The organism is Streptomyces sp. NPDC111744 (assembly GCF_055634995.1).
Genome location: NZ_JBVKCG010000010.1, coordinates 145,058 through 168,767, shown reverse-complemented (window position 1 = coordinate 168,767; position 23,710 = coordinate 145,058). Strand labels below are relative to the sequence as shown.

The 23,710-nt window shown below is 69.7% G+C and carries 20 protein-coding genes and 1 pseudogene; 15 read left to right on the top strand and 6 right to left on the bottom strand.

What is annotated here, in order from left to right:
* Nucleotides 1-26 precede the first annotated feature (26 nt).
* From ACZ7OO_RS23345 to ACZ7OO_RS23335, 3 genes are all read right to left on the bottom strand, one after another.
* Nucleotides 27-2,081 carry a phosphocholine-specific phospholipase C gene (locus ACZ7OO_RS23345; protein ID WP_471507206.1) on the bottom strand — a complete coding sequence of 685 codons (2,055 nt, stop codon included), beginning with the start codon at nt 2,079-2,081 and terminating at the stop codon, nt 27-29.
* Nucleotides 2,082-2,277: 196 nt separating this feature from the next.
* Entirely contained in the window at nt 2,278-2,736 is a 459-nt protein-coding gene (locus ACZ7OO_RS23340; protein ID WP_471507204.1) for a hypothetical protein, read from the bottom strand.
* A gap of 90 nt (nt 2,737-2,826) precedes the next feature.
* Nucleotides 2,827-3,717 (bottom strand): hypothetical protein, encoded by an 891-nt coding sequence (locus ACZ7OO_RS23335; protein WP_471507202.1) that lies wholly within the window; start codon nt 3,715-3,717, stop codon nt 2,827-2,829.
* Between the two features lie 376 nt (nt 3,718-4,093).
* Here ACZ7OO_RS23335 and ACZ7OO_RS23330 point away from each other — a divergent pair, with 376 nt between their 5' ends.
* The 11 genes and pseudogenes from ACZ7OO_RS23330 (at nt 4,094) to ACZ7OO_RS23280 (ending at nt 15,884) form a co-directional block, all read left to right on the top strand.
* A complete protein-coding gene (locus ACZ7OO_RS23330; RefSeq protein ID WP_471507200.1) occupies nt 4,094-7,189 on the top strand; it encodes an AfsR/SARP family transcriptional regulator in 3,096 nt (1,031 codons plus the stop codon).
* An 84-nt stretch (nt 7,190-7,273) separates the two neighbouring features.
* Nucleotides 7,274-7,936 carry a M15 family metallopeptidase gene (locus ACZ7OO_RS23325; RefSeq protein ID WP_471507198.1) on the top strand — a complete coding sequence of 221 codons (663 nt, stop codon included), beginning with the start codon at nt 7,274-7,276 and terminating at the stop codon, nt 7,934-7,936.
* Between the two features lie 165 nt (nt 7,937-8,101).
* On the top strand, nt 8,102-8,584 hold the full coding sequence (locus tag ACZ7OO_RS23320; protein WP_471507196.1) for an RNA polymerase sigma factor: 483 nt from the start codon (nt 8,102-8,104) through the stop codon (nt 8,582-8,584).
* Between the two features lie 119 nt (nt 8,585-8,703).
* Nucleotides 8,704-9,852, top strand: a complete 1,149-nt coding sequence (locus ACZ7OO_RS23315) for a C40 family peptidase (RefSeq protein WP_352221880.1) — start codon at nt 8,704-8,706, stop codon at nt 9,850-9,852.
* Between the two features lie 108 nt (nt 9,853-9,960).
* Complete coding sequence (locus ACZ7OO_RS23310) at nt 9,961-10,800, top strand: hypothetical protein (RefSeq protein ID WP_471507194.1); 840 nt, start codon at nt 9,961-9,963, stop codon at nt 10,798-10,800.
* A 191-nt stretch (nt 10,801-10,991) separates the two neighbouring features.
* Nucleotides 10,992-11,336: pseudogene (locus tag ACZ7OO_RS23305) on the top strand (discoidin domain-containing protein); the annotation flags it as partial.
* Nucleotides 11,324-11,560: an RICIN domain-containing protein gene (locus ACZ7OO_RS23300; RefSeq protein ID WP_471507192.1), complete on the top strand. Its 237-nt coding sequence runs from the start codon at nt 11,324-11,326 to the stop codon at nt 11,558-11,560. The pseudogene ACZ7OO_RS23305 and the gene ACZ7OO_RS23300, both read left to right, overlap by 13 nt.
* 580 nt (nt 11,561-12,140) lie before the next feature.
* Nucleotides 12,141-13,393, top strand: a protein-coding gene (locus tag ACZ7OO_RS23295) for an IS3 family transposase (RefSeq protein ID WP_471507190.1) whose coding sequence is annotated in 2 segments (ribosomal slippage) — nt 12,141-12,423 and nt 12,423-13,393 — 1,254 coding nt in all. Because the reading frame shifts where the segments join, the coding sequence is not laid out codon by codon here.
* 324 nt (nt 13,394-13,717) lie between these two features.
* Nucleotides 13,718-14,782: a Rieske 2Fe-2S domain-containing protein gene (locus ACZ7OO_RS23290; RefSeq protein WP_471507188.1), complete on the top strand. Its 1,065-nt coding sequence runs from the start codon at nt 13,718-13,720 to the stop codon at nt 14,780-14,782.
* Nucleotides 14,779-14,949, top strand: a complete 171-nt coding sequence (locus tag ACZ7OO_RS23285) for a hypothetical protein (protein WP_352221933.1) — start codon at nt 14,779-14,781, stop codon at nt 14,947-14,949. Before ACZ7OO_RS23290 ends, ACZ7OO_RS23285 begins: the two co-directional genes overlap by 4 nt.
* Complete coding sequence (locus ACZ7OO_RS23280; protein ID WP_471507186.1) at nt 14,946-15,884, top strand: PDR/VanB family oxidoreductase; 939 nt, start codon at nt 14,946-14,948, stop codon at nt 15,882-15,884. Before ACZ7OO_RS23285 ends, ACZ7OO_RS23280 begins: the two co-directional genes overlap by 4 nt.
* Here the strand turns inward: ACZ7OO_RS23280 and ACZ7OO_RS23275 are convergent.
* Complete coding sequence (locus ACZ7OO_RS23275) at nt 15,835-16,404, bottom strand: IclR family transcriptional regulator domain-containing protein (RefSeq protein WP_471507407.1); 570 nt, start codon at nt 16,402-16,404, stop codon at nt 15,835-15,837. The two genes, ACZ7OO_RS23280 and ACZ7OO_RS23275, sit on opposite strands and share 50 nt — an antisense overlap.
* Before the next feature lie 129 nt (nt 16,405-16,533).
* Between ACZ7OO_RS23275 and ACZ7OO_RS23270 the strand changes: the two genes are divergently transcribed.
* From ACZ7OO_RS23270 to ACZ7OO_RS23255, 4 genes are read left to right on the top strand one after another with little or no spacing between them, the layout of a single operon-like run.
* On the top strand, nt 16,534-17,499 hold the full coding sequence (locus ACZ7OO_RS23270; protein WP_471507184.1) for an ABC transporter substrate-binding protein: 966 nt from the start codon (nt 16,534-16,536) through the stop codon (nt 17,497-17,499).
* A 5-nt stretch (nt 17,500-17,504) separates the two neighbouring features.
* Complete coding sequence (locus ACZ7OO_RS23265; RefSeq protein WP_471507405.1) at nt 17,505-18,278, top strand: ABC transporter permease; 774 nt, start codon at nt 17,505-17,507, stop codon at nt 18,276-18,278.
* Nucleotides 18,275-19,051, top strand: coding sequence for an ABC transporter permease (locus tag ACZ7OO_RS23260; RefSeq protein WP_471507182.1), 777 nt, complete (start codon nt 18,275-18,277; stop codon nt 19,049-19,051). The genes ACZ7OO_RS23265 and ACZ7OO_RS23260 overlap by 4 nt, the downstream gene beginning before the upstream one ends.
* A 24-nt stretch (nt 19,052-19,075) precedes the next feature.
* The gene (locus ACZ7OO_RS23255) at nt 19,076-19,891 is read left to right on the top strand and encodes an ABC transporter ATP-binding protein (protein ID WP_471507180.1); all 816 of its coding nucleotides are present in this window, start codon (nt 19,076-19,078) and stop codon (nt 19,889-19,891) included.
* Here ACZ7OO_RS23255 and ACZ7OO_RS23250 read toward each other — a convergent pair.
* Entirely contained in the window at nt 19,860-22,037 is a 2,178-nt protein-coding gene (locus ACZ7OO_RS23250) for a discoidin domain-containing protein (RefSeq protein ID WP_471507178.1), read from the bottom strand. The two genes, ACZ7OO_RS23255 and ACZ7OO_RS23250, sit on opposite strands and share 32 nt — an antisense overlap.
* Nucleotides 22,038-22,092: 55 nt before the next feature.
* Complete coding sequence (locus ACZ7OO_RS23245) at nt 22,093-23,700, bottom strand: glycoside hydrolase family 13 protein (protein WP_471507176.1); 1,608 nt, start codon at nt 23,698-23,700, stop codon at nt 22,093-22,095.
* Between the last annotated feature and the right edge of the window lie 10 nt (nt 23,701-23,710).

Below are 23,710 nucleotides of genomic sequence, written 5' to 3'. Positions count from 1 at the left end.
TCCCCCACGCCCCCTCGGGCGCCCTCTCACACCGTGATGATCGCCGGGTCGCTCACACCAGGCCGCCCGTTCTCCACATGCCCGGCGAACCGCCGCACATAGCTCGCGTCGGCCTCGGACGTGACCGTCAGGTCGTACCACCGCTCGCTGTGGTTGAGGTGCACGATGTGCGTCACGGTGGCCCCGGCACGCACCGTGAACGTACGGCCCCGACCCCCGTACCCGTCGGCCACCTTCAGCTTCACCGTACCGCTGCCCTGGTTGGTGAAGGTCAGCTCGATGTCGTCGCCGTGCGGCCGCGCGATGACCTCGGGTCCCGCCACCTTGCCCGGGCCCTGGAAGGTGCGCAGGAAGCCGTTCGGGCCGTGCACGGTGAGGTCGTACGAGCCGCCCGAGTACACCGAGTTCCAGGTGTCGGAGACGGACTTGCCGGCCTCGGTGGTGTAGCTCCAGGGGCCGTCGGTGCGGTTGCCGGAGGTGACCAGGAAGGCGGCACCGGCGTGCGCGCCCGACGCGAAGGTCAGCGTGAACCTGCCGGCCGCCGCGTCCAGGGAACCGTCCACCAGCGGGGCGTACTTGAGCGGCCGGGTGGGCCGCGAGCCACGCTCCTGCTTGGGCAGGGCCGGGTTGGCGGGCGGGGTCGGCACGTAGTCGGGGTGGCGGTTGTTGTCCGGCGGCTGGTAGCCGTCGGTGTCCGGCAGGGCGACCGGCGCGGTGTCCTTGCGGGAGAAGTCGAACGCTGAGGTCAGGTCGCCGCAGACCGCGCGCCGCCAGGGCGAGATGTTCGGCTCGTGCACACCGAAGCGGCGCTCCATGAACCGGATGACCGAGGTGTGGTCCATCGTCTCCGAGCAGACGTAACCGCCCTTGCTCCAGGGCGAGACGACGAGCATCGGCACACGCTGACCGAGCCCGTAGGGGCCGGCCGGCTTGCTGTTGCTGCCCTTGAACAGGTCCGGGCCGGGGTCGACGGTCGACTTGCCCTGCGCGGCGGAGCCGGCCGGGAACGGCGGGACCAGGTGGTCGAAGAAGCCGTCGTTCTCGTCGTACGTGATGAACAGGGCCGTCTTCGCCCACACCTTGGGGTCCGAGGTGAGGGCGTCGAGGACCTGGGCGATGTACCAGGCGCCGTAGTTGGCGGGCCAGTTGGGGTGCTCGGTGAAGGCCTCGGGGGCGACGACCCAGGAGATCTGCGGCAGCTTGCCGGCCTTGACGTCGGCCTTGAGCTGGTCGAAGAAGCCCTCGCCCTTGGTGGCGTCGGTGCCGGTGCGGGCCTTGTCGTACAGCGGGTCGCCGGGCTGCGCGTTCTGGTACTGCTTGAAGTAGAGCAGCGAGTTGTCGCCGTAGTTGCCCCGGTAGGCGTCCTGGATCCAGCCCCAGCCGCCGGCCGCGTCCAGGCCGTCGCCGACGTCCTGGTAGATCTTCCAGGAGACGCCCGCCTTCTCCAGGCGCTCGGGGTAGGTCGTCCAGGAGTAGCCGGCCTCGTCGTTGCCGAGGACCGGGCCGCCGCCCTGACCGTCGTTGCCCGTGTAGCCGGTCCACATGTAGTAGCGGTTCGGGTCGGTCGAACCGATGAACGAGCAGTGGTACGCGTCGCAGATGGTGAAGGAGTCGGCGAGCGCGTAGTGGAACGGGATGTCGTCACGGTTCAGGTACGCCATGGTCGTGGAGCCCTTGGAGGGGACCCACTTGTCGTACTTGCCCCCGTTGAAGGCGGCATGTCCGTCGTTCCAGCCGTGCGGGAGGTCCTGGATGAAGGCGAGGCCCAGGTCGTCCGCGTCGGGGTGGAAGGGGAGGACGTCCTTGGTGCCGTCCGACTGGTACCAGACCGGCTTGCCGTCCTGCCGGGTCACCACCGGGCGCGGGTCGCCGAAGCCGCGGACGCCCCTGAGCGAGCCGAAGTAGTGGTCGAAGGAACGGTTCTCCTGCATCAGGACGACGATGTGCTCGACGTCCTCGATGGATCCCGTGCGGTGGTTCGCGGGCAGCGCGGCGGCGCGCTGGATGCTGTTGGACAGGGCGGTGAAGGCGGTGGTGGCGCCCGCGAGTTGCAGGAATCTGCGCCGATTGACTTCGGGCATAGGTGGGTGCCTCTCATCCTGGGTGCGGATGGCCGGAACGTGACGGAATGCGCGCGGTGCGAGTGTTCCAAGAGCACCAAACGTCAGGGAAGGGTCCGGTGGCGTCCATGTGAAAGTCGTCGGTACGTGAGGTGTGGGAGACGCAGGCCGCCCCGGCACCCGTCGACCGGGTGCCGGGGCGGCCTGGTGCGAGGGATCAGCCCTGGCTGCAGTAGTCGACCCAACGGTGCGAGGAGATGTTGTTGTTGACGCTCTGGCCGAAGCCGCCGAGGCCGGCGCCGTAGGTGAACTTGTACTGGCCGGTGGTGGTGTCGGGCCAGCTGTCGCCCTGGCTGATGCAGGCGTGGGCGCCGGTGGCGCCGGTGCCCCAGTACAGGTCGACGGCGTCGAGCCCGCCCGGGTAGCCGTTGTTGTAGATGTCGGAGGTCAGGTTGCGGCACGTGCCCCAGTTGTCGGAGTTGCCGGACCAGGCGCAGTGCTTACCGCCGGCGTGCGGCTGGGTCCACACGTGGAGGTTACCGTCGGCGGCCGCGAGCTGCGCTGCCTGCTTCCCCTGGGAGCCGGTCTCCAGGGCGCTGGCGCTGGAGACCGGGGAGACGAGCACGGCGACGGCCGCGGCGGAGGCCGCGAGGGTGAGGATGCGCTTGATGGACATGGGTGTCCCTCATTTCGTGGTTTCGCGGTGGGTGGGGTGGTGCGACCACGACTCGGCGGCCGTGGTGGTCGATGAGTGCAGAGCCGGTACTCAGTCGCCGCGCGCGACGATCGCGCGGGCGCGGGGCAGTGCCTCGCGCCTGAGGCGCGAGAGGTCCCCCGTCTCCTCGGGGTGGCGTCGTCGCAGCTCGGTCCCGTACTTCGTGTCGAGGGACTTCGCCACGGACGACAGCCCCGTGGACTTCGCACAGGCCGCCTCGGCCGAGGCCAGCCGTGTCTCTTCGGCGTGCGGCCATGTCCGTCCCGGCTCGGTGGCCGCGGCACGGGATTCGGCGGGGTTCCGGTACGAGTAGCCCCTGTCCCGCATGCAGTTCGCCCAAGGCTTGGTGGCAGCCTGGTAGCGCTTGTCGCCCAGCACCAGGTCGACGCGCATACCGCCGAGGCTGTCGGTGACTCGGGTGGCCCGGAACCAGGCCGGCAGGTCCTTGTACAACTGCCGTTCCGCGCCGGCGACGCAGCCCTCGTCGCTGTGGGTGACCAGCAGCCCTGTCGGCAGGCGGGTGGAAAGTCCTTGCGGTCGCGGTCCGTTGATGGCGCTCGCCAGGGCGGTTCTACGATCGGCCGGCGCGGACCGGAAGTACTGCTGATTGGGGTTGCGCAGGGCCTCCGCCTCCCGCTTGCTGCGCAGGTCGGTGCCGTAGCCGTGTTTTTCGGCCCATGCCGCGTCGTCCACGACGTAGGGGAACCGGTGCGAGGCGTCCGCCGGCCTCCAGGGCTCGATCCAGTACTGGTAACCCTGCTTCTCCATACAGGACTTGATGAGGAGCTGCTCCGCGAGATGCAGCGTCTGCTCCGGTCCGTCCGAGGTGTGGCGGCCGGCACCGCGGACGGCGGCGTCCGGCGAGGACGATCCGTCCGCGCATCCGGTGACCGTCATCGCCAGCAGACCGGCGGTCAGCAGAAGCAAGGTCCGGCGTTGCATCGGGCGACTCCCTGGGCGCGGATCGAACGGGCTTGGGCTTTCAGGCCGTTGACGCTTCGGAAGGCGCGTTCGTATGACGCCCGCGGTGCACGAATTTTCTGCGCGCGGGTGGTCATACGAGAGCCACGGCTGTGCCGTCACTCAAGTGAGCGGCACCTCTGCGTACCGCCGAATCCAGCCAAGTGCCGACCCGGGGAGGGCCCGAGAGACTGCTGAACCCGTTCCGGGTGCCAGGCCTCACCGGGGGTCCGTTCAGTTCCGACGGACCGGCCGGATCCGGCCACGGCGGCCCGGCGTCCGGCATGCGCGAACGACGTCCGTCGATATCGTTGTCCTGAGCCGCGGGGGGGGCGGGCGGTACGGCGAACGGGGAACGATGCTCCAGGTACGTCTGCTCGGTCCGGTGGAGGTGTGGGAGGGCAGCCGACGGGCCCCGCTCGGCGGGCTCAGACCCCTGGCCGTACTCTCCGCACTCGTCGTGCACCTCGGTGAAGTCCTCTCCACCGAGCGGCTCGTGGACCTCGTCTGGGACGAGCAGGCGCCCGCGACCGCCGGTGCCCTGGTCGCCACCCATGTCTCCGCCGTGCGCCGCGCCCTGTCCCGGGTCGGCGAGGCCGAGGTGATCCGCACCCGGCCGCCGGGCTACGTCGCCGAGCTCGCCCCGTCCCGGATCGATGCCCGGTGCTTCGAGGAACTCCTCGCCTCGGGCCGGAGCTCGGCCGCCCGGGGCCGCCCGGCCGAGGCCGCCGATCTGCTGTCCGAGGCGCTGGGGCTGTGGCGGGGCCAGGAGGCTCTCGAAGGGCTCGGTCAGTCGTTCGCCCGGATCGAGGCGGCCCGTCTCGGGGAGCTGCGGCTCGTGGCCGAGGAGGAGTCCTTCGGGCTGGCGCTGGAGCTGGGCCGCGCGGACGGCACGATCGCGCCGCTGCTCGCCCATGTGGCCGCGCACCCGCTGCGGGAGCGGCCGCGCGGCCAGCTGATGACCGCCCTGTTCCGCGCCGGCCGGGTCTCCGACGCCCTGCGCGTCTACCAGGAGGGCCGTGCGGTGCTCCGCGACGAGCTGGGCATCGACCCGGGCCCGGAGCTGCGGGCTGTCCACCAGGCCGTACTGATCGGCGACACGGGCGTGTTGGGCACCGGCCGGGCGGCCCGGCCGGTGCCCGCCCCGAGGAGTGCCGAGCCCGCGCCCTCCCATCTCCCGCCCGACATCGCCGACTTCGTGGGCCGCGGCGGGCAGATCAAGTGGGCCACAGAGCTGCTGCGGAGCGCCGGCGACCCCGGCCGGACCGCGCCCCCGATCGGGGTGATCTCCGGACGCTCCGGTATGGGCAAGACCGCTCTCGCCGTGCACGCCGGCCACCAGACCGCCGAACACTTCCCCGACGGGCGCCTGTTCGTGGACCTCAGGGCCGCCGACACCACGCCGCTGGAGCCCGCCGACGCACTCGTCCGGCTGCTGCGCGCGATGGGCGTCGACCCGGACACACTGCCCTCCGGTATCGAGGAGCTGACCGGCCTGTACCGCACCCACATCGGGCACCGGCGGGTCCTGGTCGTCCTCGACAACGCGGCCGGTGAGGCGCATGTCCGGCCCCTGCTGCCGCCGGGCCCCGGCTCCGCGGTGCTGATCACCAGCCGACGCCGGCTGGTGGCCCTGGAGGGCGCCGCCCATCTGGACCTCGCCGTACCGGACGAGGCCGAGGCCCTCGACCTGTTCCGCCGGGTGGCCGGCGAGGGGCGGACGGGGGCGGACCCGGAGCGGGCCGCGGAGATCGTCGCCCTGTGCGGGCGGCTGCCGCTCGCGGTGCGTATCGCCGGCGCCCGGCTGGCCGCCCGACCGCACTGGGCGCCCGACCGGCTCGCCGGGCGGTTGCGCGACGAACGGCGCCGGCTCAACGAACTCAGCGCCGGGGACCTGGAGTTGCGCGTCAGCCTGGAACTCGGCTACGCCGACCTCGCGCCGCAGGAGCGCCAGGCCCTGCGCCGCCTCGCCCTGCTGGAGCTGCCCGACTTCGCGGCCTGGATCGCCGCTCCGCTGCTCGGCATCGGGACCGAGGAGGCCGAGGAGGCCGTCGAACGGCTGGTGGACTGCCACTTCATCGATGTGATCGGCGTGGACGGCACCGGCCTCGCCCGCTACCGCATCCACGACCTCGCCCGCGAACACGCCCGCGAGCGCTGTCTCACCGAGGAGAGTGCCGAGGAGCGTGCAGCAGCGGTACTGCGCCTTGTCGGCTGCTGGCTGGACCTGGCCCGGAAGGCTGCCGCCCGCGGCCCCGGCGGCACGGCACGGCACTTCCCGGAACCGGCCGCCGTCCGCCCGCTCGACCCGGAGACCGAGGAGGCGCTGCTCGCCCGGCCCGCGGCCTGGTTCGCCGCCGAGCAGGCCGGGCTGCTGGCCGCCGTGACGCACTGCGCCGACCATGGCATGGCGCGGGCCGCCCGGGACCTCGCCGGGGCGCTGATAGCGAGCTCGGCCGCGCTGTACAACCAGTTCGACGCCTGGTCCCGCTCGCACACCGCGGCCATGGCGGCGGTGCGCCGCAGCGGGGACGTCGAGGGCGAGGCGTGGCTGCTGGCCGGGCTCGGCCAACTCCGTTACGAGCAGGACCGGTTCGAGGAGTCCTACGCCTACTTCGCCGACGCGCTGCGGGTGTTCGAGGAGCGCTCTGCTGAGGGCTCGGCGGTGGCACTGGCCGGAATGGGCACCGCCCGCCGTGAACAGGCCCGCTATGCCGAGGCGTTGGAACTGCTGGAGGCCGCGCTGGAGCGGTACGGCGATAACGGCGACGTCGGCCCTCGGGCGCGGGTGCTGTACGGCATCGGGTACGTGCACCGCGAGCAGGGGCGCGGCACGCCGGCCCGACAGGCGCTGTCCCGCGCCCTGGACCTGTACCGGGCCGCCGCCGACCTGCACGGCGAGGGGCTCACCCTGCGCTCACTGGCCCTGTGCGACCGGGCCGAGGGCCGGTACCCGGAGGCCGAACGGCTGCTGCACGACGCACTGCGGATCTTCACCGGCCTGCAGGACACCTTCGGCACGATGTACACCGAACAGTCCCTGGCCAAGGTGGAGTTGCGCACGGGCCGTACCCCGGAGGCACGTCGGCGGCTGGTGCGCTGCCTGGAGGTGGCCCGGGAGCGGCAGGACCGGTTCGGCGAGGCGCTGGTGCTGCGCACGCTCGGGGAGGTGCAGCTGGCGACCGGGGACACCGACGGGGCCCGGGAGCCGCTGGAGCACGCGGCGGCCCTCTGGGCGGAGCTGGGGCTGGAGCTGTGGCGGGCGCGCACGGTGTGGGACCTGGCGGAGGTGTGGACGGCGGACGGCGGCACGGAGACCGCGCGGGCGGCCCGGTCGGAGGCGCTGGAGGTGTTCCGGTGGGTGGGCGGACGGGAGGCCCGGGAGCACCGGGAGCACCGGGAGCACCGGGAGCACCGGGAGCACCGGGAGCACCGGGGCGACGAGTCGTCGTAACCGGCCGGGGCTGTAGGAGCCCTGGTGACACGCTTGCAGGGAACCTGCAGAGCAATTGCAGGGGAGCCGGGCACTGTTGTCTGCGTGACGGACATCATCACGCTCTCCGACTCCCGGGTCGCGGCGGTCACCGAGCGGGACTGCGGTGAACCGCTGGTCGATCTGCGCGGGACTCCCGGCCTGCTGATCGACCCCCGCCAGGCCGACCCCGACGGCAGCTATGCGCACCTGCGCTCCGGGGCACTCAGCCGGCTCCTCGACGCGCAGTCGCTGCTGCCCGCCGGGATCAGGTTCCTGGTGGTGGAGGGGTACCGGCCGCCAGATCTGCAGCGCCGCTACTTCGAGCAGTACGCGGCGACCCTGCGCGCGGCCCACCCCGACGCCCCGCCGGACCGGATCCGCGAACTGGCCAGCGCCTACATCTCCCCGCCGGAGGTGGCACCCCATGTCAGCGGCGGGGCGGTGGACCTGACCCTGTGCACCGTCGACGGCATCGAACTGCCGCTGGGCACGGAGGTCAACGCCACCCCGGAGGAGAGCGCGGGTGCCTGCCGTACCGGGGCACCGGGCATCGGCGCCGAGGCGCGCGCCAACCGGGCGATGATGGAGCGGGCGCTGACCACCGCCGGCTTCGTCAACTACCCCACGGAGTGGTGGCACTGGTCCTACGGCGACCGGTACTGGGCCCTGCTGAGCGGCGCGCCGGCCGCCCGCTACGGGCCCGCCGCCTCTGTCCGGCCCGTCTGACCAACGGACCGCACCCTGTCCTCTCTTTCTTCTCCCTTCACATCTTTCTTCTCTCTTCACACCGCGAACGACCATCGGGGGACGACCATGGAAAGTCACGGCGGCACATGTACGCAGGACCCGCAAGAAGTCGTGCGGGGACCGGCCGAGGCGGCACAAGTGCCCATGAGCCCGGGAGACTTCGACGCCTCCTTCACCGCCGACATGCCCAGACTGCGCAGACGGCTGCTCGCCCTGACCGGCAACCCGCACGACGCCGACGACCTGCTGCAGGAGACGTATCTGCGGCTGTCCCGGCGGGCCCGCGCCCGGAGTCTGGCCCACCAGCAGCACCCGTACGCCTACACCTGCACGGTCGCGCTGAACCTGTTGCGCGACTCCTGGCTGCACCCCTCCCGGCGTGAGCGCACCACCGACCGGCTGCCGGAGGCGGGCTGGGACGGCGGGCTCGGCTCGTACGAGGCCTCGGCCACCGCCCTCGCGCTGCTGAGCATGCTCTCGCCGAAGGAGGCGGCCGCGGTGATCCTCGTCGATCTGGAGGGCCTCACCCACGACACGGCCGGGGAACGGCTCGGCGCCCATCGTGGCACGGTCCAGCGCAACCGGATGCGGGCGCTGGCCAAGATGCGGGCGGCGCTGGCCGGTTGAGCTCCGGGTGTCGCGTCCCGACGGGGGTGGGACGCGACACCCGGCACATCATCGGACCCCCGCACACGGCTCCATGTCCCCATGTCTCCATGCCTGCATGTCGATGAAGGATGTACACCTTGAGACTCTCGGAACTCTCCACGCCGGGCCGGGCGACCGCCGCGGCGGCGGCGATCGCGCTGATCGCCTTCCTCCCCGCCACCGCGCACGCGGCCGCCCCGCGCGCCGCCCAGGACGCGACCTGCGGGGTGCTGGCCTCCGGCGCCTCGGCCACGGCGGAGGCCGCCGTCAACGCGGCCTGCTCACAGATCGGTGTCTGGTACAGCTGGGGCGGCGGCCACGGCGCCACGCCCGGTGCCTCGTACGGCTACTACGACGGCTCCGACCCCGACAGCCTGCACGACAACGAGCGCAAGGGCTTCGACTGTTCGGGCCTGACGCGCTACGCGTACTACCGGGCGACCGGCAGGGACCTGCTGAACGGCACGGCCGACGACCAGTACCACAGCTCGCAGGCCTCGGCCCGCTTCTCGGCCGCCCAGGGCACCGCTCCCCTGGTCCCCGGTGACCTGATGTTCTGGGGCAGCGGGCACATCCACCATGTCGCCATGTACCTGGGCGCCGGGCAGATGGTCGAGGCGTACGAGTCGGGCACCCACATCCGGGTCGCCCCGGTGCGCACGGGCGGCGACTACGCGGGCGCGATCCGCATCAACCCGTCCGGGACACCGGTGCCGCCGCCGGCCAACGGCGGTACGACCTTCGAGACCTGGGGCACGGGGGTGCGGACCCACTCCACGCCGAGCGTGCGCTCCTCCGTCGTGGACACCTTCGCCGGGCCGACCCAGGTCTCGGTCCAGTGCCAGGAGCACGCGGAGACGGTGACCGCCGAGGGCTACACCAACGACATCTGGTCCAAACTGGCCGACGGTTCCTGGCTGACCAACATCTACATCAAGGGCCCGGCCGAGCTGCCCGGCATCCCGGACTGCGGCGGCGACAGCGCACCACCGCCGAGCGGGGGCAGCACGGCGTTCCAGACCTGGGGCACGGGTGTGCGCACGCACAACCAGCCCAATGTGAACGCCGGCGTCGTCGACTACTTCCCGCAGCCCACGACGGTCAACGTGGTCTGCCAGGCCCACGCCCAGACGGTGACGGCCGAGGGCTACACCAACGACGCCTGGTCCAAGCTGACCAACGGCGCGTGGATGACGAACATCTACATCAAGGGCCCGGCGTGGCTGCCGGGAGTGGCGACCTGCTGATCCGAGGCCGGTGACGGGGCACCCGACGAGTCGGGCGCCCCGTCCGTTTACCTACTCACATTTCTCAGCTCCCAAGTCGCGAACTGGAGCCACTTCGACCGGGTCGAGATGGTGCTGCAACTGCAGTGGGCCGAGAACTACCTGCGGCTGAAGTCGTACACCAACAGCGGTGGAATGGCGAACATATCGATCCAGGACCACGAGGCAGGCATCCTCTTCCAGCGGCCGTATCCGCTGCTGTCCAACGGCTCTCCCCTGCACTTCGAGAACGCCCATGAATTCCTCACCGAACCAGGCGCGTTCTACCTCGACAAGGACGCGCAGACGCTCTACTACCTTCCTCGGCCCAGGGCGTCCATGACGTCGGCGACCGTGCAGATCCCGACACTGCAGACCCTCTTCAAGATCCAGGGCGACAGCCTCGGCTCTCCTGTTCACAACCTGCAGTTCTCCGGCATCACCTTCACCCGGACCAACTGGACCGAGGCCGGCGACAACGGCCTGCTGAACGGCCAGGGCGGCAACTACAACATCTCCGCCGACCCGACCAACAAGCAGTACGTCAACCGCCCGCCGGCCGGTGTCTACGTCGCGAACGCCGACAACCTGTCCTTCACCGGCGACACCTTCACCCAGATGGGCTCGACCGCGCTGGACCTGCACCACGGCGTCCACAACTCCGCCGTCACCGGCAACATCGTCCAGGACATCTCGGGCAACGGGATCATGGTGGGCAAATTCTCGGATCCCGACGTCGAGTACCACACCGTGTACAACCCGCCCACCTCACCCGCGGGCGAGGACGCACGCGAGGTCGTCAGCGGTGTCACCGTCACCAACAACCTGATCAACCGCACCGGTCAGGACTACTACGGCACCGCGGGCATCAACGCGGGCTTCGTGTACGGCACCACCATCGACCACAACGACATCTCCGACTCCCCGTGAACCGCGATCACCCTGGGCTGGGGCTGGCAGTCGGCCGCCAACGCGGAGGGCAGCAACTCCATCAGCTACAACCGCATCGGCAACGTCGAGAACATGTTGTGCGACACGGCAGGCATCTACCACCTCTCCAACGACCCCGGCACGGTGATCAACAACAACTACATCCACGATGTGCTCCGCTCGCCCACCGAATGCTCCTCGGGCTGGGCGGCATCTATCTCGACGAGGGCTCGAGCAACATGACTGTTGCGAACAACGTCCTGTCGCACACCACCGACTTCATCATCCGCAACGCCAATGGCCCCAACGTCACCCTCTCCAACAACACGACCACCGGAACCGCGGTGATGCAGGCCTCGGGTCTGCAGTCGGCCTACCGCGGACTGCTGGCGAAGATCAATCTCGCCTATGGCAAGACGGCCACCGCGTCCTCCGTCTTCAACTCCGGCTGGGCGGCGCCCAAGGCCATTGACAACGACCCGGCGACCGGCTGGTCCCCCACCGGGAGCGACACCTCGGCCTGGTGGCAGGTCGACCTTGGCAGCGTGTACCAACTCGGCCAGTTCTCCTTCACCACCCGTCAGGACGTCGACCAGCCCGAAACCCGCAGCAAGTCGAGTCGTCCGGCAGCGGATACGTCATCCGCAACTTCGAGACCAAGCAGGCCTTGGAGGTCTCGGGCGGCTCGACCACCAGCGGCACAGTGCTCGACCAGTGGACACCGCTGAACCAGAGCAACCAGCTCTGGACGATCCAGTGACATTCCGCGTGTGAGGCGACGGCCCCGCGACGGCCGGCAGCTCACCTGTCGGCCCGGGCGGGGTCGTCGTCACGACCAGTGCCCTCCCACGACCGCCGCCCAACGGCCCAGCCGCCAGCCACCCCGGAGCCTCCCATGCCCAAGCCCGACACCTCCGCCCTCGTCGACGCCCATCACCACCTCTGGAATCTCGAGCGACGTCCGCAGCCATGGCTCGACGAGCCTGCCCTCTCGCCGATCCGACGTTCCTTCACGCTCGCCGACCTGGCCACGGATGCGACCCGTACGATCGCCGGTCACCGCATTCGCGCTGGCCAGATCCATTCGCACGGTGCACCACCAGCAGACCAAGAACCTGCCGGTGACCGCCCCTGGACCCTCGGGTGCGGCAGCCACTCACGCGCCCCAGCGTCACGACGTCTAATCATGCTGTTGACCTGCAACAACCCACCGAACGGGGCGAAAGGAAGGTGAATTCGACCGGATTAGACCCCAAGCCCCTCCCGTCACGGCAACGACCAACCTTGATCTGAACCGCCCCGTGTCAGGTAGAGACTCGATTCCGTGAAAGGATTGAGTCATGGCACGACCCTCCCGTTACCCGCTTGAGCTGCGCCGACGCGCGGTGCGCATGGTCGCCGAAGTGCGCGACGACTACCCGAACGAGACGGCTGTCTTGCAGGCGGTCGCGGACAAGCTCGGCATAGGCTCCCGCGAGACGCTGCGGAACTGGATGAAGCAGCAAGAGATCGACGCGGGGCAGCGTCCGGGGACGACGACGGAGGAGTCCGCCCAGCTCAAGGCGTTGAAGAAGGAGAACGCCGAGCTGAAGCGGGCGAACGAGATCCTGAAGGCCGCGGCGAGTTTCTTCGCGGCCGAGCTCGACCGGCCACACACGCACTCGTAGCGTTCATCGACGAGCACCGGGACCGCTTCGGCGGGGTCGAGCCGATCTGCAGGACGCTCACCGCACATGACTGCAAGATCGCCCCTTCCACCTACTACGCCCACAAGAAACGCCTCCAAACGCCCTCCGCCCGTTCCGTGCGAGACGAGGCACTCAAGGAGAGGATCCAGGACGTCTATACGTCCAACTACCGTGTCTACGGAGCCCGGAAGATCTGGCGCGAGCTGAACCGGCAGGGACATGCGGTGGCCCGCTGTACTGTTGAGCGTCTGATGCGCGAGCTCGGTATCCAGGGTGCGGTGCGCGGCAAACGCGTCATCACCACGATCCCCGGCGGACGGGCCCAGCGGGCCCCCGATCTGGTCGACCGCGACTTCGTCGCCGCCGCTCCGAACCGGTGCTGGGTGGCGGACTTCACCCACGTGAAGACCTGGTCCGCGACCGTCTACGTCGCGTTCGTCGTGGACACCTTCTCCCGCCGGATCGTCGGCTGGTCCGCGGCCACCGTGAAGGAGACCGTTTTTGTCCTTGACGCCCTGGAGATGGCCATCTGGCAACGCGATCGCGACCAACGGCCCGTTCAGCCTGGAAAGTTGATCCATCACTCCGACGCCGGGTCGCAATACACATCGTTCAAGCTGGCCGAGCACCTGGACGCCGCCGGCATCGCAGCGAGCATCGGATCCGTCGGTGACGCGTACGACAACGCCCTGATGGAGTCCACGATCGGCCTGTTCAAGACCGAGTTGATCAAGCCCCGGCGGCCATGGAAGACGCTCTCCCAGGTCGAGTTGGCCACCGCCGAGTGGGTCGACTGGTACAACCATCGAAGACTCCACGGTGAGATAGGCCACGTCCCGCCCGTCGAATACGAAGCCAACTACTACACGGAACTCACGAAACCCCAGGTCACAACCACAGTCTGAGATCTCTACGGAACCCGGGGCGGTTCAATCTGCAGTAATGCGAATTCTGCCGCTGTACCAGCCATACACAGCCAGGAAGTCATCACAAAGAAACCAAATCAGCCACTCATCGCAATTCATCGAAGCTGCACCGACACGAGTCGTCGGCGAAGAACAGAAAGCACGGCCGCGTCTTCCACTCGGGTCGAACACCGAGGCGTATCCAGAGCAAACCTCTGAGCAGGCCTTTTACTTAGACCCTTCCGTGAGGCGGAAAGCAGTATTGCGCCCCCGTTACGCCCTTCCCGACGATGTCGCCACCACCCAACGACGGGAGCCGCAGCCATGCCGCACATCACCGCTTTTGCCAGGAACCAGTGGTACGTCGCCGCCTACAGTCACGAGGTCGGGCGGGAGTTGCTCGGGCGGACGGTTCTCGGGGAACCGCTCGTGTTCTACCGCGCCGAGGAGGACGGCAGCCCGGTCGCCCTCAGCGACCGTTGCGTGCACCGGCGTTACCCGCTGTCGGAGAGCGGGCTCGACGGTGACCGGATCGTGTGCGGGTACCACGGGTTCACCTACGACCGGACCGGCGCGTGCGTGTACGTGCCGGGGCAGAAACGCATCCCCCGCACCGCGCGGGTCGCCTCATACCCGGTGGTCGAGCAGGACTCCCTGGTGTGGGTGTGGATCGGCGACCCCGGGTTGGCGGACGCGGACACCATCCCGCGCGCCCGGCACCTCGACTCCCCCGGCTGGACGACCGTACGGGGCATGGAGCCCATCGACGCCGACTACGGTCTCCTCGTCGACAATCTCCTCGACCTCTCCCACGAGACCTATCTGCACGGCGGCTACATAGGCACCCCGGAGGTCGCCGAGACACCGATCACCACCGAGGTCGACGAGGGCGCCGGGATCGTGCGGGTCAGCCGGCACATGGACGACGCCGAGTGCCCGCCGTTCTACGCCCGTTCGACCGGGATCGAGGGGCGGGTCACCCGCTGGCAGGACATCGAGTACCACGCGCCCTGTCTGTATCTGCTGCGCAGCAGGATCGCGCCGGTCGGCGTGCTGCCGGAGGCAGACGGCAGCGATCCGAACGGCTTCCACACCGAGATCACCTACGCCATCACCCCGTCCTCGGACGGCAAGGTGTACGACTTCTGGATGGTCTCCCGGGACTGGGCGACGGACGACCCCGAGGTCACCGACTTCCTGCGGGGCAACAACCGCACGGTGGTCATGCAGGACGTGGACGCCCTCAACCTCCTTCAGCGGACGCTCGGTTCGGAGCGTGCCGGCTACCAGGAGCTGAGCATCAACATCGACACCGGCGGCCTCGCCGCCCGCCGTATCCTCGCCCGGCTGGTCGAGGAGGGCACCAAGCCCGTGGAGAAGGTCCTGTGAGCACACCGACCGGGGAGATCTACCGCATCGACTGGCTGCCGGGCACCGACGTGCTGCACGGTACCTGTCACTGCGGAGCCGAGCACACCGCGCAGGACCCGGTCGAGATGTGGGAGTGGATGCTCGGACACCCCGAGGGACACCAGCCCCCGGAGCGAACCACATGAGCCTGTACGAAGCCGAACTGGATGTCCGAGAAAAGGTGTTGGCGGCTGACGGTGTCGTGTCCCTCACCCTTCGGCATCCCCTCGGTGAGGACCTTCCGGGCTGGGAGCCGGGGGCGCATGTCGATGTCGTGCTCGGACCGGAGCTGGAGCGGCAGTTCTCGCTGTGCGGGGATCCCGGGGACCGTTCCGGCTGGCGCATAGCCGTTCTGCGGGAGCCAGACGGGCGGGGCGGATCCGCCTACGTCCACGAGCAGTTGGACGTCGGCGACAAGGTACGGGTGCGTGGACCGCGCAACCACTTCCGCCTGGAGCCGGCCCCCCGCTACCGGTTCGTCGCGGGTGGCATCGGTATCACCCCGATCCTGCCGATGCTGGCCGCCGCCGAGGCCGCGGGCGCCGAGTGGACGCTGTTGTACGGCGGGCGCACCCGGCGGTCCATGGCGTTCACCGGCGAGTTGGCGCGGTACGGCGGGGAGCGGGTCACCGTCGCCCCGCAGGACGAGAGCGGGCTGCTGGCCCTCGGCCCGGTGCTGGACGACGTCCCGGACGGCACCCTCGTGTACTGCTGCGGTCCGGGGCCGCTGCTGGACGCGGTGGAGGAGCGCTGCCCGGCGGGCGTGCTGCGAGTGGAGCGGTTCCAGCCGAAGGCCCGACAGGCGGGCGAGGACGGGGAGTTCGAGGTCGTCCTCGCGCAGAGCGGTCGTACCCTCACCGTCGCACCGGGCGTCTCGGTGCTCGACACCGTCCTGGCCGCCGGGGTCGAGGTGCTCTACTCCTGCGCGGAGGGCACCTGCGGCACCTGTGAGACCGACGTCCTCGAAGGCACCCCGGACCACCGGGACTCGGTGCTCAGCGAGGAGGAGCGAGCGGCCGGGGAGACCATGCTCATCTGTGTGTCGCGGTGCCGAGGGGAGCGCCTGGTGCTCGATCTGTGATCCGCAGGTCCGCCTCGATCCCCGCCACCGCCGCCAGCAGAGGCGCCAGCAGGTCGCGGCGGACCGCGGTGACGGACATCCGGCCGGAGTGCACCGCCAGGGTCACCCCGGCCACCACCTGGCCGCTCCGGTCCCGCACCGGAGCGGCGAGTGTTCTGACACCGTCTTCCACGTCGTCTTCGCGCAGGGAATATCCCTGACGACGTATCAATTCCGCCTCGGACAGTAGGGGTTCCGGCGTGTGGGCGAGTATCACCGCCCCCGCCGCCGTCCGGTGGGCCGGGTACCGCGCCCCCACCGCGACGGTCGCCGCCATCACCCGTCGGACCGGGACCGTGGCGACATGCACCACCGCGTCTCCGTCCAGCACGCACAGTGACGCCGACTCCCGTACCAGCTGGGCGAGTTGTTCCAGATGCGGTTGTGCGAGGCTCGGCAGGCCGACGCGGTCCGCCGCTGCGCGACGGTTCGACGGTTCGACACGGAGAACACGGTGAGAGCGCGGTTCGATAACTGTCAACAATTTTGTCAGCAAAAACCATTGACCGGGTTGTCGGCCGGTTCTACCTTCCCGCTGAGCACCATCCGAGCACCATTGTGCGCACAGCGCACACCCTGTCGGAACACCGTTGTCTGCACAGGAGGAGCCATGCGTCGTCTGCTCGCCGGTCTCGCGGCCGGCACCATCCTGCTCACCGCGGCGGCCTGCGGCTCCTCCGGGGGCTCGTCGTCCACTTCGCCCTCGTCGGGCGGCACCACCACCGTCAAGGTGGGGATCATCCCCATCGTCGACGTGGCCCCCCTCTACCTCGGGCAGAAGAAGGGCTTCTACGGCAAGCGCGGCCTGAAACTGTCGACGACGCTCGCGCAGGGCGGCGCGGCCATCGTGCCGGGTGTGACGAGCGGTCAGTTTCAGTTCGGCTTCAGCAACATGACGTCGCTGATGATCGCCCAGTCCAACAACGTTCCGGTGCAGGCGATTGCGAACGGCGTGGCCTCGACGGGCGTGGCGGGCAAGGACTTCGGCGCCCTCGTCGTGAGGAAGGGCAGCAGCATCACCTCGGCGAAGCAGCTGGAGGGCAAGAAGGTCGCCGTCAACACGCTGAAGAACATCAACGAGACCGCCGTGCGCGAGTCGGTGCGCAAGGCGGGCGGCGACCCCGACAAGGTGAGCTTCGTCGAGCTGGCCTTCGACCAGATGCCGGCCGCGCTCGACAAGGGGCAGATCGACGCGGCGATGGCGGTCGAGCCGGCGCTCGCCACCATGAGGCTCCAGGGCGCCACCGAGATCGCCTCGCCGATGGTCGACGTGGCCAAGAACCTCACCGTGGCCATGTACTTCACCTCGACGTCGTACGCGCAGCAGAACCCGGACGTCGTGAAGAAGTTCCAGGAGGCCACGGCCGAGTCGCTGGCCTACGCGGACGCGCACCCGGACGAGGTCCGGCAGATCGTCACCACGTACACCAAGACCCCGGCGGACGTGCTGGCCAAGGTGACCCTGCCGAAGTGGCCGGCCGAAGCGAACCGTTCCTCGATCGACACGCTGGAGAAGCTGAGCGAGCAGGACGGTCTCTTCAAGACGGCACCCGACCTGGACAAGCTGCTGCCGTGAAAGAGGTGAAGGGGCTGAACACCGCACTCGGTGCGGCCGGGCTCGCGGTCTTCCTCGCCCTCGGCGAGGCGGTGCCGCGGCTCGGTCTGGTCAAGGAGGACTACTTCCCTCCGACCAGCCGGATCGCCCGCGCGCTGGGCACCGAACTCGCCGACGGGGCCTTCTGGTCGGCGCTCGGCGACACCCTCACCGGCTGGGCGGTGGGCCTGGCCATCGCGGTCGGCGCAGGCAGCGTGGCGGGGATCGTCCTCTCGGTCGTCCCGCATCTGCGCGAGGCCACCGCCTCCACGGTCGAGTTCCTCCGCCCGATCCCGTCGGTCGCCCTGATCCCCCTCGCCATCCTGCTCTACGGCACCGAACTCCGCTCGGTCCTGCTGCTCGTCGTCTACGCCTCCTTCTGGCAGGTCCTGATCCAGGTGATGTACGGCGTCCAGGACGTCGACCCGGTCGCCGAGGAGACGGCACGCTCGTACGGACTCGGCACCTGGGCCCGGGTCCGCCATGTGCTGTGGCCGACCGCGCTGCCGTATGTGATGACCGGTGTCCGGCTGGCCGCCGCGGTCGCCCTGATCCTCACCATCACCGCCGAACTGGTCATCGGAGCACCGGGGTTGGGCCAGCAGATCGCGGTCGCGCAGTCGTCGCAGGCGGTGCCGGACATGTACGCCCTGATCGTGGTCACCGGACTGCTGGGCCTGCTCATCAACGTGGGCGCCCGGTCGGTGGAACGGCGGGCGCTGGCCTGGCACCAGTCGGTGCGCGGGGAGGTGGCGGTGTGAGGCGGCTGCTGCTCAGAACCATGTACCTGCTGGCCCTGCCCGTGGTGCTGATCGCGCTGTGGTGGGTGGCCTCCGACGGCAGTACGAACGTCTACTGGCCGACGCTGCGGACGATCCTGAAGACCTTCCCGGACGTCTGGACGGGACAGCGGCTCCGCGACGACCTGCTGCGCAGTGTGCTGCGGCTGCTCGCCGGATACGCCACGGCCGCCGTCGTGGGCGTCGGCCTGGGCACCGTCATCGGCTCCTACCGGCGGGTGCGGGCGGTCTGCGAACCGGTCCTGGAATTCCTGCGGGCGGTGCCGCCGCCCGTCCTGGTCCCGGTCATCATGCTGTTCGCGGGCATCGGCGACGGCATGAAGACAGTGGTGATCGCCAGCGGCTGCGTCTGGCCGATCCTGCTCAACACCGTCGAGGGCGTACGGGCGGTGGACCCGGTGATGACCGAGACGGCCCGTTCCTACGGCATCACGGGCGTGACCCGGCTGCGTACGCTGGTACTGCGTTCGGCGAGTCCGCAGATCTTCGCGGGCCTGCGGCAGGCGCTGTCGGTCGGGATCATCCTGATGGTCATCAGCGAGATGTTCGCGGCCAGCAACGGGCTCGGCTTCACCATCGTGCAGTTCCAGCGCGGCTTCGCGATCCCCGACATGTGGACCGGGATCCTGCTGCTTGGATTGCTCGGCTTCGCGCTGTCGGCGGTCTTCCAGGTGGTCGAGCGACGGGTGCTCGGCTGGTACCACGGACTGCGCGCGACAACCCGGCGGTCCTGAGTGAGCATCGTGAAGGGGCGGTCCATGCTCGACGTACGCGGCCTGAAGAAGGTCTACGACGGTTCCGGTCGCCGCATCGAGGCGGTGCGGGACCTCACCTTCACCGTGGAGGCGGGCGAACTCGTCTGTCTCGTCGGCCCGTCGGGCTGCGGCAAGACCACCCTGCTCAGGTGCATGGGCGGTCTGCTCACCCCGACCGGCGGCGAGGTCCTCCTGGAGGGACGGAAGGTGACCGGGCCACCGCCCGGGACGGCGTTCGTCTTCCAGGAGTACGGCCGCAGCCTGTTCCCCTGGATGCGGGTGGCCGAGAACGTCGAACTCCCGCTGAGGCACAAGCGGTTGACGCGCGAGCGGCGGAAGGGACTGGTTTTGGACGCGCTGCGCTCGGTCGGCCTGGCGGACGCCGCCGGCGCCTATCCGTGGCAGCTCTCGGGCGGTATGCAGCAGCGGGTCGCGATCGCGCGGGCCCTCGCCTACGAACCGCAGGTCCTGCTCATGGACGAGCCGTTCGCCGCCGTCGACGCGCAGACCCGGGCCGATCTGGAGGATCTGGTCCGGGGGCTGTGGCGGGAGCGCGGGATCACGATCCTGTTCGTCACCCACGACATCGACGAGGCGGTCTACCTGGGCCAGCGGGTGATCGTCCTGTCCGCCTCGCCGACCGTCGTCCAGGAACAGCTGAAGGTCGATCTGCCCGACCAGCGCGACCAGTTGCACACCCGGGTCGCCCCACGCTTCGCCGAACTGCGCACCCATGTGTACGAGCAGATCCAGGCGGCGAAACGCGGGACTCCCCCAGCGGCGGAGGTCACGACGTCAGATACGCCTCCACCTCACTGAACTGCGCGGCCGGCCAGCCGTTGTTGGCGGTGACGGTCAGCCGCAGATAGCGCAGGTTGGTGCTGCCGGGCAGGGCGACGGTGACGGTGTTGCCGGTGGCCGGGTCGAAGCGGTAGCCGGTGGAACCCACCACGGTCGAGTAGTTCGAGCCGTCGGTGCTGCCCAGCACGGTGACGGTCTGGGTGCGCGCGCCCCAGGCCGAGGACGGGGGCAGCTTCAGCACCAGTCGGCGGGCCGCGTAGGAGGAGCCGAGGTCGACGGTCAGCGACTGCGGGAAGGCGTTGTTGGTGGACTCCCAGTAGCTGTTGGCGTCGCCGTCGACCGCCCTGCCGGGGGTGTAGACGTCCTGCGAGCCGGTGGCGGTCGCCGGGCGGCCCTTGGCGAGGTTCCGGCCCGGGTCCGGGGCCGGGTTGCTCTGCCCGGGCTGCGGCCAGGTGGAGCAGTCCGACCAGGTGCTGGACCAGCCGGAGTTGCCGCCGCCGTCGGTGAGCGCGAAGGAGCCGGAGCTCGCCGGGTAGGGGCAGTTGTAGATACCGGCGGCGCCGACGCCGGTGGCGGTGACATTACGGAAGGTCGCGGCGCCCTGCGCCTCGGCCTGGACCACGACCGTCCCGGTGTTCCGCACGGTCGCGCCGGTGACGTTGACGTTCCTGACCGCGTACCCCTGGCCGCCGCCGGAGACGAACTCGAAGGCGCTGTACGGGCTGTCGGCGATCGTGGTGTTGGTGATGTTGACGGTGGCGTTGATGGCGCTGTCGTAGGAGTCGACGCGCAGCGCGCCCATCGGATGGTTCCAGTTGGGGTTGATCGCGCCCGCACGGACGAGCGTGTTGCCGTCGACCGTGATGGTGCCGGCGAGCGGGGAGAAGGGATCCGCGAACTTCTGGTTGGAGATGGCGATACCGCTGCCCAGCGCGTTGGTGTCGGAGATCAGGTTGTTCCGGACGGCGATGTCGGTACCGCCGTAGATCGCGATGCCGTTGGCCAGGTTCGGCTGCGAGATGGTGTTGTTCTCGAAGCTGGAGTTGCTGTCCGGCGAGTACAGCGACCACATGGCGAGGGAGTCGTCGCCCTGGTTGCGCAGGAAGTTGTTGCGGACGATCACACCGTGGGCGGTGCCGTTGAGGTTGAGTCCGTCGGCGGTGGTGTCGAGGATGCGGTTGTTCTCGACGACCAGGTTGTCATTGTTGCCCGTCAGCCAGAAACCGCACTTGAGGTGCTGGATCCACATCCCGGACACCGAACTGTTCGGTCCCAGTGACCCGTTGACGAAGTTGTCCGGGTTGGAGTCGACGCGTTCGGTGACCTCGCCGATCACCGCGAAGTCCTTGATGTGGACGTTCCCGGAGGAACTGGACTGGTCGATGAACCGTGAGGTGTGCACGACCGAGTACCAGTTGCCGGCACCCTGGAGGGTGACGTTCTGTACTCCGCTCAGGGAGGACGTCAGCCGGTAGTCGCCCGGCGGGATCCACACCGTCCCGCCCTGTGCGGCGGCGATGGCGTCCCGGAAAGCCTGGGTGGAGTCGCCGCTGCCACTGGGGTCCGCCCCCTTGGAGGTGACGGAGACCGACCCGGCGGGCTGTGCGGCGGCCCCGGCCACCTGCTGGAAGTCTGCCACGTCGACGGTGACCTGGGTGCCGGTGGACTCGAAGGCGACCTTGTCACCGGCCTGGACGTTCTGGCCGAGCAGCAGCCGGGCGTTGTCGAAGAAGTGGTGCTGTTTGGCGCCGGCGATCCAGCCGGTGTCGACGTAGGAGTACTTCGAGGTGACGGTCAGCGTCTTCGCCAGCTTGACCCCGTTGACGTACACGTTGAGCGTGCCTGACTGGCCGTCGGGGACGTTGTAGGAGACGTTCACGGCGTTGGACGCCTGGGGTGCGGTGAACTCGACCCGCTGTCCCGAGGTGAGGCGCACGGCCTGGCGGCCGGAGGCCTCGGAGGCGAGGGTGCCCTGGGTGTAGTCCGGGCCGATCCTGGTGCCGGTGGTGGTCGCCGCCTCCGCCTCGACCGAGGTGAAGGGCAGGCTCGCGCCCACGGCCGCGTGGGCGGCGGGCGCGATGGCGACGAGCATGCCGGCGGCGAGCGCGACAGCGGCCGCCACGGCCGGCATGCTTCTGGCACATCTGGCTGTGGTGCTCTGCATGTGCTGATCCCTTCGGTGTGGGGGTGACGGGGATAGCGCGAGCGGTGCCTGCGGCTCAGGTCGTCAGCCAGGCCGCCGTGTCCTGCGGCAGTCGGCCTTCGTCGTCCAACGGGCCGCTGGCGAGCAGGAGTTGGGTGTGAAAGGGGAGTTCCGCGGGGGTGGGGACGAGGTTGACCACGCAGGTCACGCCCTCGGCGCGGGTGAAGGCGAGGACTCCCTCGGGGGCGGGCAGCCAGGTCAGCGGGCCGGTACCGAAGACGGGGCGGGCGGCGATGGCCCGGCGGTAGAGGCTGAGCATGGAGTCCACGTCATCCTGCTGGCGGTCGGCCGCGTACGAGGACCAGCCGGCCGGCTGCGGCAGCCACGGCTCCTCGCGCGAACCGAATCCCGCGTACGGCATGGCGGCGACCCAGGGCATCGGCACCCGGCAGCCGTCCCGGCCGGGATCGGTGCCGCCGGACCGGAAGTACATCGGATCCTGTATGCGGTCCGCCGGGATCTCGGCCTCCGGCAGCCCCAGCTCCTCCCCCTGGTACACGTACACCGCACCGGGCAGCGCCAGGGACAGCAGCGCGGCGGCGCGGGCCCGGCGGGTGCCCAGCTCCAGGTCCGTCGGGGTGCCGAAGGCCTTGGTCGCGAAGTCGAAGGCGGTGTCCTCGCGGCCGTAGCGGGTGACCGTGCGGGTCACGTCGTGGTTGCACAGCACCCAGGTGGCAGGCGCGCCTACCGGGGCGTGCTCGGCGAGGGTGGTGTCGATCGACGTCCGCAGCCGGTCCGCGTCCCAGGGGCAGGACAGGAAGGAGAAGTTGAAGGCGGTGTGGAGTTCGTCGGGACGCAGGTAGCGGGCGAAGCGTTCGGCGTCGGGGAGCCAGACCTCGCCGACGAAGACACCGTCGTAGTCGTCGGCGACCGCCCGCCACGAGCGGTAGATGTCATGCAGGTCGTCGAGGTCGACGAAGGGGTGCGGCTGCGGGCTCGTGGCCAGGTCGGGCAGGTGCGGGTCCTTGGCGAGCAGGGCGGCGGAGTCGATGCGCACGCCGGCGACGCCCCTCTCGAACCAGAACCGCAGGATGTCCTCGTGCTCCTGGCGGACGGCCGGATGGGCCCAGTTGAGGTCGGGTTGTTCGGGGGTGAACAGGTGCAGGTACCAGTCGCCGTCGGACAGCCGGGTCCACACCGGTTCGGTGGAGCCGACGAACTGCGACGGCCAGTCGTTGGGCGGGAGTTCGCCGTTCGCGCCACGCCCCGGGCGGAAGTGGAACAGCTCGCGCTCGGGACTGCCGGGACCTGCCGCCAACGCCGCCTGGAACCAGGGGTGTTGGTCCGAGACATGGTTGGGGACGATGTCGACGATCGTCCGCATGCCCAGCTCCCCCGCCTCGGCGATGAGTTTCTCGGCCTCGGCGAGGGTGCCGAAGGCCGGGTCGATGGCCCGGTAGTCGGCGACGTCGTAGCCGCCGTCCTTCAGCGGTGACAGGTACCAGGGGTTGAACCAGATGGCGTCCACGCCCAGTCCGGCGAGGTACGGCAGCTTGGCGCGGACGCCCGCGAGGTCGCCGGTGCCGTCGCCGTCGCCGTCCGCGAAGCTGCGGACGTACACCTGGTAGATGACGGCGGAACGCCACCAGTCGAGGTCCTTCGGGGCATGGCTGGGCTGTCCCACTGTGCGTGCC

Excerpts from the sequence above, each read along its gene's own strand:
- ACZ7OO_RS23270 (WP_471507184.1), top strand. The coding sequence starts at position 16,534 with ATGCGTCGTCTGCTCGCCGGTCTCGCGGCCGGCACCATCCTGCTCACC.
- ACZ7OO_RS23335 (WP_471507202.1), bottom strand. The coding sequence starts at position 3,717 with ATGCAACGCCGGACCTTGCTTCTGCTGACCGCCGGTCTGCTGGCGATG.
- ACZ7OO_RS23250 (WP_471507178.1), bottom strand. The coding sequence starts at position 22,037 with ATGCAGAGCACCACAGCCAGATGTGCCAGAAGCATGCCGGCCGTGGCG.
- ACZ7OO_RS23330 (WP_471507200.1), top strand. The coding sequence starts at position 4,094 with ATGCTCCAGGTACGTCTGCTCGGTCCGGTGGAGGTGTGGGAGGGCAGC.
- ACZ7OO_RS23320 (WP_471507196.1), top strand. The coding sequence starts at position 8,102 with ATGAGCCCGGGAGACTTCGACGCCTCCTTCACCGCCGACATGCCCAGA.
- ACZ7OO_RS23255 (WP_471507180.1), top strand. The coding sequence starts at position 19,076 with ATGCTCGACGTACGCGGCCTGAAGAAGGTCTACGACGGTTCCGGTCGC.
- ACZ7OO_RS23340 (WP_471507204.1), bottom strand. The coding sequence starts at position 2,736 with ATGTCCATCAAGCGCATCCTCACCCTCGCGGCCTCCGCCGCGGCCGTC.
- ACZ7OO_RS23280 (WP_471507186.1), top strand. The coding sequence starts at position 14,946 with ATGAGCCTGTACGAAGCCGAACTGGATGTCCGAGAAAAGGTGTTGGCG.
- ACZ7OO_RS23310 (WP_471507194.1), top strand. The coding sequence starts at position 9,961 with ATGGTGCTGCAACTGCAGTGGGCCGAGAACTACCTGCGGCTGAAGTCG.
- ACZ7OO_RS23290 (WP_471507188.1), top strand. The coding sequence starts at position 13,718 with ATGCCGCACATCACCGCTTTTGCCAGGAACCAGTGGTACGTCGCCGCC.
- ACZ7OO_RS23345 (WP_471507206.1), bottom strand. The coding sequence starts at position 2,081 with ATGCCCGAAGTCAATCGGCGCAGATTCCTGCAACTCGCGGGCGCCACC.